Source organism: Pseudomonas vranovensis DSM 16006 (genome assembly GCF_000425805.1).
GTDB lineage: Bacteria > Pseudomonadota > Gammaproteobacteria > Pseudomonadales > Pseudomonadaceae > Aquipseudomonas > Aquipseudomonas vranovensis.
This window is the reverse complement of the sequence record NZ_KE384457.1, coordinates 123319-135495: the sequence shown is the minus strand read 5'-3', so window position 1 is coordinate 135495 and position 12177 is coordinate 123319. Positions and strand designations below refer to the sequence as shown.

Here is a 12177-nt window from a genome sequence, read left to right as displayed (position 1 = left end):
CACTTGGGTTGACCGATCTCTTCGATTTCTTACCTTGTCACAAGCATTCATGAACGCGCCCGGCAACGACCGTCAACTATTATCAAGACAATACGGCAACGCCTCTAGCTTGACCCTTGCAAGACTTCGACAGCGAAATTTCAGTGGCTTCATTTCCTATGCTCACAAGCCTCAAGACATTCACGCACTGGCGTCCCGGGGCCGCCCTGATGCGCTGGTCGGCCGCGCTTTTGTGCCTGGCCTCGATCGTCGCCAACCTGGTGCTGTATCTGGCCGGCCAACCGATGACTGCCGCTGTGATGGCCGTGCACGTGGTGGCGATGTTGAGCATCGGCTGGCACCTGCGCCACTGGGCACGCACCATTGCCCTGCGCCCGGCCGAACTTGCCGATCGCCTGCTCAAAGTCCAGGAGAACGAGCGCCAGCGCCTGAGCCGTGAACTTCACGACGAAATCGGCCAGTTGCTGACTGCAGCCAAACTTCAGGCCAGCTGGCTGCAGCGGCGCGCGCCGAACGAGCTGCAAGCGCAATGCAGCACCCTGCTCAGCACGCTGGATGACACCCTGGCCAACGTGCGCGACGTCTCGGCCATACTCAACCCTCGCCAGCTTTCCAGCCTGGGGCTGGAAGCCAGTTTGCGCGCACACTTGCTGCGGACCCTGGAGAACACCAACGTCAATTGGAGCCTGGAGTGCCGCCAACGCCTGGGGGGTGTTCCCGAGGATATGGCCATCGCAGCCTTTCGCATCACCCAGGAAGCGGTAACCAACATGTTGCGCCATGCCCGCGCCAGTAATCTGCTGGTCTGTATCCAGCGCCTGCCTGAAGGCCTGTCATTAAGGATCAACGATGACGGCCAGGGGTTTTCGCCTGCCAGCAACCCCGCCGACGAAGGACAGCGAGGCATGGCCGGCATGGCCGAGCGGGCCAGCCTGCTCGGTGGCAAGCTGTCGGTCAGTAGCCAGCCTGGCCAAGGCACCCGGATCCAGGCCCTGTTTCCCTGGCCACCGCGCACCCTCGAACGCGCCAAGACAAGTACCGCCCCATGACCTGTAGTTTGCTGCTGGTGGACGACCACTCACTGATACGCGCCGGCGTCCGCGCCCTGGTGTCGGACATTCCCGGCTATACAGTGATTGGCGAAGGCGACGATGGCAACCAGGTCATCGAGCTGGTCGAGCAACTGGACCCGGATATTGTGCTACTGGACATCTCCATGCGCTCGACCAGCGGCTTGCAAGCCCTCAGCTGCCTGCGCGCCAGCGGATGTCGCAGCAAGGTATTGATCCTGTCGATGCACACCGATCCCGAGCTGATCATGCAGGCCCTGGAAAGCGGCGCCCATGGCTATCTGCTCAAGGACACCACGGCCACCGAACTGGAACAAGCGCTGGCGGCGCTTCGCAGCAACGAGCGTTACCTGAGCCCGGCCATTGCCCATACGGTGATCAACCAGGCTCTGCTGCGCGCCCAGACCAACAAACCACCCGCCAGCGAAAACCACAACCTGACAGCGCGCCAGCTGGAGATCCTGCGCCTGATCGTGCGCGGCAAGTCCACCCGCGAAATTGCCCACGGGCTGGGCCTGAGCATCAAGACGGTAGAAACCCACCGCTCACAGATCATGAAACGCCTGCAGATCTACGACGTTGCAGGCCTGGTGCTGTTTGCCGTACGCGAACAGATCATCAGCCTCGACGACTGAGCAACGACGAACCGGCCGGCAGGTGTACCCGCAGCGCTGCTGGCAGCACTTCAAAGCGCAGGCTCTCACCTTGCAGCGGCTCACCGTCCAGGTTGATGTCCAGGCCTTGCGAGCTCTTGATCTCGACCCAGGGCAGGCGTGCACGCACAAACATGTTCTCAAGGCCCAGGCCATCGCTGAGCAGGTTGCGCAAGGTACTGACCATTTCCTGGGGGGCCGGCAGAATACTGATATCCAGCAGCCCGTCATCCGCCTGCGCCTCGGGGCACAGCACGTGCCCACCCCCTGCCTGCCGGCCGTTGCCGATCCCCAGGGCCAGCAAGTCGCCTTGCCATTGAAAGTCTGGTCCGTGCAACTCCACCGACGCCGCACTGAGCTCGCTGAAGCGAGACAAACCGGTGAACAGGTAGGCCGCCGCACCCAATACCTTTTTCAGGTCTTCAGACGTATTGGCCGTGACCTGGCTGCCGAACCCGCCCGTGGCCATGTTGAGGAAGACCTGCTCGCCGACCTGCCCAAGATCAATCGCTCTGGCGGGCACCTCCAGCAACGCCAGCGCCTGATCCGGTTCGAGCGGTACGCCAGCGGCCCGGGCAAAGTCATTGGCCGTACCCAGGGGCAGCAGCACCAGGCTGGCCTCAGTGCGCGCCCGGGCCATGGCCTCGGCAACGTCGCGCAAGGTGCCATCACCGCCGCCCGCCACCAGCTGGCCATATCCTGCCGCCAGCGCCTCCTCGACCAGACGGGCGGCATCGCCCCCCTCCCAGGTCACCCGTACATCCAGTTGCCAGCCACGCTCGCGCATGGCGCCAACCGCCGCCCGCACGTCCTCGTTCATGGCTTGCTTGCCGTGCAGGATCATCAAAGCCTTGCGCTGCGCCATTGTCTTCCCCACGTTTTAGATGCCTCGAGCGCCTTTGGACCGACACAAACACGTGAATGCTGCACACCTGATTGCCGATGTAACGGATAATTCCCAGGCGCCTGCATGCAGCAAAATTGTAAACATGGCCATTTGCACCCAGCACTCGACAAATTATTGGCCATACTTAATACAACCAATAAGAGTGGCATTTTATTGACACTCAAATACAGAATTTTCTTACTGCACTGTAGCTCCAGTGCACCGACTTCAAGGCCATTAGATGAGCGCTCTGATTCCCTGCATCATCGCCGGTGGCGCCGGCACTCGGCTCTGGCCCGTTTCCCGCGAAACCATGCCCAAGCCTTTCATGCGCCTGCCCGATGGTCAGAGCCTGCTGCAAAAAACCTTTGCCCGCGCCAGCAACCTGCCCGGCGTCGAGCGCGTGCTGACGGTGACCCACCGCGAGGTGTACTTCCGCACACTGGATGAGTATCGCCAGGTCAACCCGGCCAGCCTGGACCTGGACTTTATCCTCGAACCATTCGGACGCAACACGGCACCCGCCATCGCCGCCGCAGCCCTGCACTGCGCCAGCCTCTACGGCGAGGACGCCCACCTGCTGGTGCTGCCGGCCGACCACCTGATCACCGACCTGGATGCCTTCGAGCGCGCCATCGGCGATGCCCGCACGCTAGCGGAACAGGGCTGGCTGAGCACATTCGGCCTGGTACCGGATCGTGCGGAAACCGGGTTTGGGTACATCGAAAAAGGCCAGCCACTGGCCGGCCCTGGCTACAAGGTCGCGCACTTCGTCGAAAAGCCCGACGCCGAGCGAGCCCGAGCGTACCTGCGGGGCGGTCAACACTTGTGGAATGCCGGCATGTTCTGCATGCGCGTGGATGCGATTCTCGCCGAACTTGAGCGCCACGCCCCCCAGGTACTGGCCGCCGTCAACCACTGCCTGCAACACAGTTCGTGCAAGCAGGGCCTGGGTGAACTGCAACTGGAGCTCGACCCGACAACGTTCGAGACAGTGCCGGACATTTCCATCGACTATGCCGTGATGGAGCGTTCGCACCAGGTTGCCGTCCTGCCGGCAACGCTTGGCTGGAGCGATATCGGTTGCTGGCAGGCCGTGCGCGCGCTTCAAGCCGCCGACCCTCAGGGCAACCGCTGCAACGGCGAAACCGTGCTGCACGATGTACGCAATTGCTACATCGACTCGCCCCGCCGCTTGGTAGGTGGCGTGGGCCTGGACAACCTGATCATCATCGATACACCCGACGCCTTGCTGGTGGCCGACGCTTCGCGCAGCCAAGAGGTCAAGGTGATTGCCCAGCAGTTGAAGCATCAGGGCCATGCGGCTTATCGCCTGCACCGCACTGTCGATCGACCGTGGGGCACCTACACGATTCTTGAGGAAGGCCCGCGTTTCAAGATCAAGCGCATCATGGTCCACCCGCAAGCGTCACTGTCACTGCAAAAGCACCATCACCGCAGCGAACACTGGATTGTGGTCAGCGGCACAGCCCGGGTGACCAACGGCGAAAAGGAATTCCAGCTCGACACCAACGAATCGACCTTCATCAAGCCTGGGCGGGTACATCGCCTGACCAACCCCGGCGTGATCGACCTGGTCATGATCGAAGTACAAAGTGGCGAATATCTGGGCGAGGACGACATCGTGCGCTTTACTGATAGCTACGGACGCGCCCGGGAGCCAGCCATCGGCTGACACCCCGGGCGCGTCCTTGTTATCTGCATGTCGTCGTCACCGGCCCGGTAACAGAGGAAAGGGGTCATGCGCGTACTCTGGACACTGCCTTACCTGCCCTGGCCGACCACCAGCGGCGGCAAATCCCGGCAATATCACCTGCTGCGCAGCCTGGCGCAGCGCGGTCACCAGATCACCTTGCTGGTGCAATCGAAGATCCCACCCAGCGAAGCGGCGCGCCAAGCGCTCGAGCCCCTGCTCGAACGCCTGATCGTGCTGCCCAGGCGGCCCTTGCACAGCCCGCTGAATGTCCTCGCGGCGCTGTACGTCGGTTACCCCATGCGGGCCAGCGTCAACGGCCTGGCACCGCATCTGCGCCACTGCTTCGAGCACCTGCTGGACGAGCACTGGGATGTAATCCAGATCGAACACAGCTACAGCTTCCAGCCATTCGAGAGGGCCCTGCAAGCCCGCGGCCTGCCCTTCGTGCTCAGCGAACACACGATCGAATCAGCCGCAGGCGATGCCTGTCACGACCGTCTGCCGCTGTGGTTGCGCCCCTTCAATGCCTTCGACCGCTGGCGCTATCGGCACTGGGAAAGCCGTGTGCTGGGCCAGGCCCGCGAAGTGGTAGCAGTGAGCCCCTCCGATGCCGAACACATCCGCCAGATGACCGGCAACCCCGCTTCGCTGGTGATCAACGGTGTCGACTGCGCGCACTTTCACGACATTCACCCCTCGCCGCACAGTCAGCGGCTATTGTTTGTCGGCAATTTCGAGCATGGCGCAAGCCTGGAAGCGGTTGAGTGGGCGCTCGAAGACATCCTGCCGCAGGTGTGGCAGAGCAATCCGGCAGTGCGCCTAGCCGTGGTTGGGTATGGGCTGCCAGAAAGCTGGAAGTCACGCTGGACCGATCCGCGGATCGAATGGGTCGGGTATCTGCCTGATCTGCGCGAGCTTCAGCGCCATTCAGCAATTTTCTTCGCGCCACTGCGCTATGGCGGCGGCTCGAAAATCAAAGTTCTGGAGGCCATGGCGGCAGGCTTGCCGGTCGTCACTACGCTCAAGGGCGTGTCTGGATTGCAAGTGAACCTGGGCGAGCACTACCTGGGCAGCGACGACGCCGATCAACTGGCGCTGCTGATCACCCAATTGCTCAATCAGCCCTGGCGCATGCGCCAACTGTCAGAGGCGGCGCGCCAGTTCGTCAATGATCGCCATGACTGGAGCATTGCTGCCGCGCAGCTCGAAAACGTACATGCGCGCCTGAGTCAGCGTGCGCCGATACGTGCCGAGCCGAGCAGCAACGGCCTGCTCAGCCGTTCAGCCGAGTAGCTCGCTCAAGGGAATGAACTGCACGCTGTCGCCCTTGGTCGGTGTAGTGCCCTCACGGACCTCCACCAGGCCCTCGGCCCACGCGGCACTGCGCAATACACCCGAGTTCTGGTTCTTGTAGATGAGCGCCTGCCCTTGCTCCAGGCGTGCTCTCAGGTACTCGCGGCGATTGCCGGCAACCGGCCAGTCGAAACCCGCAGGCACTGCAAACTGCAGCGGCGCCACATCGACCACACCCTGGCGGCGCAGCAGATAGGGACGTGTCAGCAGCCCGAAGGTCACCAGCGTCGAGGCTGGATTGCCCGGCAGGCCAATGACCGGCACACCGTTGTAGTGCCCGAAAGTCAGCGGCTTGCCGGGCTTGATCGCCAGTTTCCACAGCGCAATTTCACCGGCTTCGCGCAGGGCGAGCCCCAGATAGTCGGCCTCGCCGACCGAAACGCCTCCGGTAGAAAGGATCAGGTCGACGTGCTGCAAGCCGGCAAGGCAATCCCGGGTTTTCTGCAGGTCGTCGGCAAGAATACCGGCGTCGATCACTTCGCATCCCAGGCGTTGCAGCCAGCTCACCAGCAAACGCCTGTTGCTGTTGTAAATCTGCCCAGGCCCAAGCGGCAAGCCCGGCTCAACCAGTTCATCGCCGGTAGACAGCACAGCCACCTTGACCTTGCGCACCACTGTGAGCCCGGCAAACCCGAGCGTGGCAGCCAGACCCAACTCGATAGGCCCCAGGCGCGTACCGGCGGCCAGTACCGACTCGCCCTTGCGAGCCTCTTGGCCCTGCGGGCGAACATTCTGGCCGACGCGCAGCGGCTCGGTGAAACGTGCGCGCTGATCGGCCTGGACCTCGACGTTTTCCTGCATCTCGACGCAGTCGGCGCCTGGCGGCAGTGGCGCGCCAGTGAAAATCCGCGCACAGGTACCTGGCTCGAGCGGCTGCGGGGCGTGCCCGGCAAAAATCCGCTGGCTGACTGGCAACGGCTCGCCCTGCCAATCGGCAAGACGCAGGGCGTAACCGTCCATGGCACTGTTCGGCCAGGGCGGCAGGTCAAGTCCTGCGACCAGTTCCCGGGCCAGCACCCGGCCTTCAGCCTCTGCCAGCGCCAGCTGTTCGACCTCAACGATCGGCGCTGCTTCTGCCAGGGCCAGCAATTGCGCCAGGGCATCCTCGACCGGCATCAAGGCTCTGTTCACAGGCGCCTCAGCCACGAGTCGCGCAGGGTTCGGCCTGCTTCAGGTGGGTGACAAAGTTGCAAGGACGATGACGAGCGTCCAACTGTTCGGCAAGGATTCCGTCCCAGCCGGTGCGCACCGCATTGGTAGAACCTGGCAAGCAGCAAACCAGAGTACCGTTGGCCAGCCCTGCGAGGGCACGGGACTGCACGGTAGAGGTGCCGATATCCGCCACAGAGATGTGGCGGAACAGCTCACCGAACCCCTCGACCTGCTTGTCCAGCAGGCAAGCGACCGCCTCCGGGGTGCTGTCGCGACCGGTGAACCCGGTACCGCCAGTGATCAGCACCACCTGCACTTGTTCATCGGCAATCCAGGTGGCCACCTGGGCGCGAATCTTGTACAGGTCGTCCTTGAGCAACACCCGTGCGGCAAGGCCATGGCCGGCCTCGGTGAGTCGATCGACAAACATCTGGCCGGAGGTGTCGGTGTCCAGGGTACGGGTGTCGCTGACCGTCAACACCGCGATGTTCAGCGGCACGAAAGGGGTATCTGCCTTGGCTTTCATCAGACCTTGAATCCATGAGTGGTAGGGAGTATGGGACGAATTTATATCACAGCCCCTCGCAGGATTTTTGCCCGTCACTATCGGTTGGCAACCGCTATGCTGCAATCGACAAGGAACTTGCGCAGCCACCCTGCGTCTGAAGAACAATACGCACCATCCTTAACTGGAGAAACACCATGATTAAACGGACCCTTCCCGCTTTCCTGCTCGCCCTGGGTCTGGGCACCCTGGCCGGCTGTGCATCACCGACCGTCATCACCCTGAATGACGGGCGAGAAATCCAGGCAGTCGACACGCCGCAGTACGATGAGGAGTCGGGTTTCTACGAATTCGAACAACTTGATGGCAAGCAAACCCGTATCAACAAGGATCAGGTGCGTACCGTCAAGGACCTCTGAAACCTGCGCCAAGCCTCCTGAAGGGGGCTTGCCCGGGAGAAAATTTTGAGTAATATTTTCTCCATCGGAGTGTAGCGCAGCCAGGTAGCGCGTCTCGTTCGGGACGAGAAGGCCGCAGGTTCGAATCCTGTCTCTCCGACCAGACCGCTCAACGAAAAGCCCGCCTTGATGCGGGCTTTTTCGTGCCTGTCATTCCACAAACTGCACTGGCCAGCATTGCGCCGCGACGACGGTGCCAGCAGAATGCGCGCCTTTCGAACTTTGAGGTTGATTCACATGCGTAAGACTCTTGCCGCCCTGACCCTGGGCCTGCTGTGCGCACACGGCGCCGTGGCTGGCGATGGCCAGACTGCTATTGGCGGTGGCCTGGGTGGTGCACTGGGGAACGTGGTCGGGCAGAAGCTCGGCGGCAGTACCGGTGCCGCGATCGGTGCCGGCGTCGGCGGTGCCACGGGCAGTGCCATGGCCGCGAAGAAAGGCAACAAGACCAAGGCAGCCATTGGTGGCGGCCTGGGTTCGGCCGGTGGTTCGCTGGTAGGCAACAAGCTCGGTGGCAAGACCGGCGCTACCATTGGTGCCGGCCTGGGCGGCGCGGCCGGTGGCGCACTGGGCAACAACCTGGCCGATGACCATCGCAAGAAGCGTCACTGATAGCGTCAATTGCAGGGCAAACCCGCGCCTACCGATAGGAGCAGGCTCGCCCCGCGATGCTTTCAAGGCCCGGAAACTAAACAACCCCCTGCAAAGGGGGTTGTTCGTTTCTACCGACGCTGATGCTTACAGTGCAGGCTCAGCCTGTACCGCAGCGGTCTCTTCCGGCTGTACGGGAACATACAGCAGACCCAGGCGCGAACTGCTCCATTCACGGGTCTTGTTGGTCAGCTCAAGGTTGTTGTTGAGCTTCTGGCCGTAGGTCGGAACGATCTCCTTGAGCTTGGACTGCCACTCAGGGGTCTTGATGCGATCCTTGTAGGTCTTCTCCAGCACGGTCAGCATGATCGGTGCAGCGGTCGAGGCGCCTGGCGATGCACCCAGCAGCGCGGCGATGGTGCCGTCCTGGGAGGCTACGACTTCGGTACCGAACTGCAGCACGCCGCCGTGAACCGGGTCTTTCTTGATGACCTGAACACGTTGACCGGCCTGCAGCAGCTTCCAGTCTTGATCCTTGGCATTCGGGTAGTACTCGCGCAGGGCATCCATGCGGTCTTCGAAGCTGAGCATCAACTGACCCATCAGGTAGGTGCTCAGGTCGATGTTGTCGATACCCGCATGCGTCATCGGCAGGATGTTGTGGGTGGTCAGCGCCGCGAACATATCCAGCAGCGAACCGTTCTTCAGGAACTTGGTGGAGAACGTGGCGAACGGGCCGAACAGCAACACTTCCTTGCCGTCGATCACACGGGTGTCCAGGTGCGGAACAGACATCGGTGGCGCGCCGACCGAAGCCTTGCCGTACAGCTTGGCCTTGTGGCGGGAAACAATGTCCTGGTTGTCAGTCATCAGGAACTGGCCGCCTACCGGGAAGCCTGCGTAGCCATCAGCCTCGGGAATGCCCGACTTCTGCAGCAGTTTCAGGGCGCCACCACCGGCACCGATGAAGACGAACTTGGCCTTCACGCTGCGCTCCACACCCTTGTTGGCCAGGTCTGCTACGACCACGGTCCAGGTGTTGTCGGCATTGCGCACGATGTCGCGCACTTCGTGCTGCACGTGCAGCTTGACGTTGTCGTGCTTGGTCAGCGAAGCGATCATCTGGCGAGTGATCTCGCCGAAGTTGACGTCGGTACCAATCGACATGCGGGTTGCGGCAATCTTCTGGTCGGCAGCACGGCCTTCCATCACGACCGGCACCCACTTCTGGATCTGGGCGTGGTCTTCGGAGTATTCCATGCCGCGGAACAGTGAACTGTGCTGCAGGGCTTCATGGCGCTTCTTGAGGAACTCGACGTTCTTCTCGCCCCAGACAAAGCTCATGTGTGGAACGTTGTTGATGAACGATTTCGGGTTGCTCAGCACATTCTGCTCGACCTGATAGGCCCAGAACTGCTTGGAGATTTCGAACTGCTCGTTGACCCCGACCGCTTTGCTGATGTCGATCTTGCCGTCGGCACCTTCGCTGGTGTAGTTCAGCTCGCAGAACGCGGAGTGACCGGTACCGGCGTTGTTCCAGGCGTTGGAGCTTTCTTCGGCGACCTTGTCCAGGCGCTCGTAGATGTCGATCGACCAGCCCGGCTCCAGCTCATTGAGGTAGGTACCGAGACTTGCGCTCATGATGCCGCCGCCGATCAACAGCACGTCTACGGTTTTCTCTGGCTCGCTGGGCTTGGAGCAGCCGATGACACTCAGGCACAGGAGCGTCAGCAGGATTTTTTTCATAATTCAATCCAATTGAGGTGAAGTAATTGGCAATGACCGCTGGTCCCGTTGTGCACGCCCGGATTCTTGTTGTCGCTCGCGCAGACCAAAGCTTAGCTGGGCCCGGCACTCAGGCAACTGGCCTGAACGCACGCGCTAGGGTTGGCGGCTGGGGTTGTTCGATGGATCGGGAACGGTCGTCACCCTGACGGTTGGCTGTACAGATGGCCGCCGGGTGCTTGCGAGGCATAGGCCTACCCGCCTATAAGCACAAAGCAGGCCAACTTTTGCAATACCAAGGGCTAATAGCTAGGACGAGTCGTCGCACCCCATATTTATCGGTTTTATTGGCGACATTCCGCCACGCCTATGGCCTCGGGACCAACAATGTGGCGGATTTCCCCCTGCCTGATCAGGCACTCAACCGCGCAGTCACTTCGCCCAACTGCCCCGACAAGCCATGCAAACGATGTCCCGCCTGCTCGGCATGCTGCACGGCTTGCTGGTTGGCGGTGGCGATACGGGTGATTGCCACCAGATTGCAAGAAATGTCTTCGGCGACATTGGTCTGTTCTTCAGCGGCGGTAGCTATCTGTCGGTTCATGTCGCGAATGGCTTCCACGGCCACGGTAATGCGTTGCAGCATCTGGCCGGCATGCTGCACCTGCTCGGCCCCCTCCTCGCTACGCTGCTGACCGCTTTCGATGGCCTTGACCGCCTCCAGGGCACCGGACTGTACCGCGCTGATAATCTGGTTGATTTCAGCAATCGAGGCCGCCGTGCGCTGGGCCAGGCTGCGCACCTCGTCGGCGACCACAGCAAAGCCGCGACCCGCCTCCCCTGCGCGCGCCGCCTCGATGGCAGCATTCAGCGCCAGCAGGTTGGTTTGCTCGGCAATCCCGCGGATCACTTCCAACACCTTGCCGATCCGGGCGCTGTCAGCCTCGAGGTGGCGAATCACCGCCGCCGTGCCGGCAATTTCCTGATTGACCGTAGCGATGGTGGCGATCGTGGCCTGCATCACCTGTTTGCCTGCCTGGGCACTGTGATCGGCGTCATCGGCCGCACGCGCAGCCTCCGCGGCATGGCGCGCAACTTCCTGGGCAGTGGCCGACATTTCATGCATCGCCGTGGCTACCTGGTCGGTGCGCTGGAACTGGTCATCGGTGCCGCGGGCCATGCTGCCGGCAAGGATGCGCAATTCGCCGCTGGCGGTTTCCAGCTCGCCTGCATTGTCCTGCAAGCGAACGATGGTATCGGCGAGAAAATCACGCAAGGTGTTGGCCGCGACCGCCAAGCGGCCCAGCTCGTCCTGGCGATTGCTGGGAACGTGCGCCTCGAAACGCCCCTGGCTCAACTGCGCGACATATTCAATCAAGCCACGGATCGGCTCGATCAGGCTACGGTTCACCAGCCACAGGCTGAGCAGGCCGACCAGCAACGCCGAGCCGAACATCACCAGCAGCCCCAGCCACACCGTACGCTCTGCCGACTGGCTGATAGCATGGGCGCGAGCCTGGGCTTCGCTGCGCAGTTGACTGACCAGTGTGCTCATTTGCTCACTGGCGGCGCGGTCCACACCCTTGACAGCCTGATCGCCGACCACGGGATCGGCGCCCGCGGCAAGAAATGCCTGCCGCCCCCGCTCATAAGCCTGCCCGAGCTGGCGGTGGCTTTCCTTCAACTGCTCGGCGCGCGCCCTGAGCGTCGCATCGCTACCCTGGATCAATTGCTCGAGAATGCGCTGTACCTGCTGCTCACGGGCGAGAAATTGCTGCCAGTATCTATCCCGTTCGGCCGGCTGTTTACCACGCAACAGCATGTTCTTCCACTCCTGAACCTGAACCTTGAACTGCAAGTTGGCCTCATCGATCAACTGTGAGGCTTGTAGCGGTCCGTCAATCAACTGCCCATACCCGCGCACACTGGACGACAGCAATTGAAAGCAGACCAGCGCGATCAGCAGTATCGCCAACAGGCTGCCACCGAGTAAGGCAAGAATTTGCACTCTGAGGGATTTACGCAACATCGGAAGGAATCTCGGTACAAGAAGATAGGGAGCAACAG

The 12177-nt window shown here is 61.8% G+C and carries 11 protein-coding genes, 1 tRNA gene and 1 pseudogene; 7 read left to right on the top strand and 6 right to left on the bottom strand.

Annotation, left to right across the window (positions count from 1 at the left end):
* Nucleotides 1–158: 158 nt before the first annotated feature.
* Nucleotides 159–1049 carry a sensor histidine kinase gene (locus H621_RS0124535; RefSeq protein ID WP_028945913.1) on the top strand — a complete coding sequence of 297 codons (891 nt, stop codon included), beginning with the start codon at nt 159–161 and terminating at the stop codon, nt 1047–1049.
* On the top strand, nt 1046–1705 hold the full coding sequence (locus H621_RS0124530; protein WP_028945912.1) for a response regulator: 660 nt from the start codon (nt 1046–1048) through the stop codon (nt 1703–1705). Before H621_RS0124535 ends, H621_RS0124530 begins: the two co-directional genes overlap by 4 nt.
* Here H621_RS0124530 and yegS read toward each other — a convergent pair.
* Nucleotides 1689–2588: a lipid kinase YegS gene (yegS, locus tag H621_RS0124525; RefSeq protein ID WP_028945911.1), complete on the bottom strand. Its 900-nt coding sequence runs from the start codon at nt 2586–2588 to the stop codon at nt 1689–1691. The two genes, H621_RS0124530 and yegS, sit on opposite strands and share 17 nt — an antisense overlap.
* 262 nt (nt 2589–2850) lie before the next feature.
* Between yegS and H621_RS0124520 the strand changes: the two genes are divergently transcribed.
* Complete coding sequence (locus tag H621_RS0124520) at nt 2851–4305, top strand: mannose-1-phosphate guanylyltransferase/mannose-6-phosphate isomerase (protein ID WP_028945910.1); 1455 nt, start codon at nt 2851–2853, stop codon at nt 4303–4305.
* A gap of 66 nt (nt 4306–4371) precedes the next feature.
* The gene (locus tag H621_RS0124515) at nt 4372–5619 is read left to right on the top strand and encodes a glycosyltransferase family 4 protein (protein ID WP_028945909.1); all 1248 of its coding nucleotides are present in this window, start codon (nt 4372–4374) and stop codon (nt 5617–5619) included.
* Here the strand turns inward: H621_RS0124515 and H621_RS0124510 are convergent.
* Together H621_RS0124510 and moaB are read right to left on the bottom strand one after the other, a co-directional pair.
* Nucleotides 5608–6795, bottom strand: a complete 1188-nt coding sequence (locus H621_RS0124510; RefSeq protein WP_051270715.1) for a molybdopterin molybdotransferase MoeA — start codon at nt 6793–6795, stop codon at nt 5608–5610. The two genes, H621_RS0124515 and H621_RS0124510, sit on opposite strands and share 12 nt — an antisense overlap.
* A 22-nt stretch (nt 6796–6817) precedes the next feature.
* On the bottom strand, nt 6818–7357 hold the full coding sequence (gene moaB, locus H621_RS0124505) for a molybdenum cofactor biosynthesis protein B (RefSeq protein WP_028945907.1): 540 nt from the start codon (nt 7355–7357) through the stop codon (nt 6818–6820).
* Between the two features lie 176 nt (nt 7358–7533).
* Here moaB and H621_RS0124500 point away from each other — a divergent pair, with 176 nt between their 5' ends.
* From H621_RS0124500 to H621_RS0124490, 3 genes are all read left to right on the top strand, one after another.
* Nucleotides 7534–7755, top strand: a complete 222-nt coding sequence (locus H621_RS0124500; RefSeq protein WP_028945906.1) for a YgdI/YgdR family lipoprotein — start codon at nt 7534–7536, stop codon at nt 7753–7755.
* Between the two features lie 65 nt (nt 7756–7820).
* Nucleotides 7821–7897, top strand: a tRNA-Pro gene (locus tag H621_RS0124495).
* A 134-nt stretch (nt 7898–8031) separates the two neighbouring features.
* The gene (locus H621_RS0124490; protein WP_028945905.1) at nt 8032–8406 is read left to right on the top strand and encodes a glycine zipper domain-containing protein; all 375 of its coding nucleotides are present in this window, start codon (nt 8032–8034) and stop codon (nt 8404–8406) included.
* Between the two features lie 126 nt (nt 8407–8532).
* Here the strand turns inward: H621_RS0124490 and mqo are convergent, their stop codons facing one another.
* The 3 genes and pseudogenes from mqo to H621_RS29335 all read right to left on the bottom strand — a co-directional run.
* The gene (mqo, locus tag H621_RS0124485) at nt 8533–10131 is read right to left on the bottom strand and encodes a malate dehydrogenase (quinone) (RefSeq protein ID WP_028945904.1); all 1599 of its coding nucleotides are present in this window, start codon (nt 10129–10131) and stop codon (nt 8533–8535) included.
* 391 nt (nt 10132–10522) lie between these two features.
* Nucleotides 10523–11236, bottom strand: coding sequence for a methyl-accepting chemotaxis protein (locus H621_RS29340; RefSeq protein ID WP_413694616.1), 714 nt, complete (start codon nt 11234–11236; stop codon nt 10523–10525).
* A gap of 171 nt (nt 11237–11407) precedes the next feature.
* Nucleotides 11408–11566: pseudogene (locus H621_RS29335) on the bottom strand (HAMP domain-containing protein); the annotation flags it as partial.
* Nucleotides 11567–12177 lie beyond the last annotated feature (611 nt).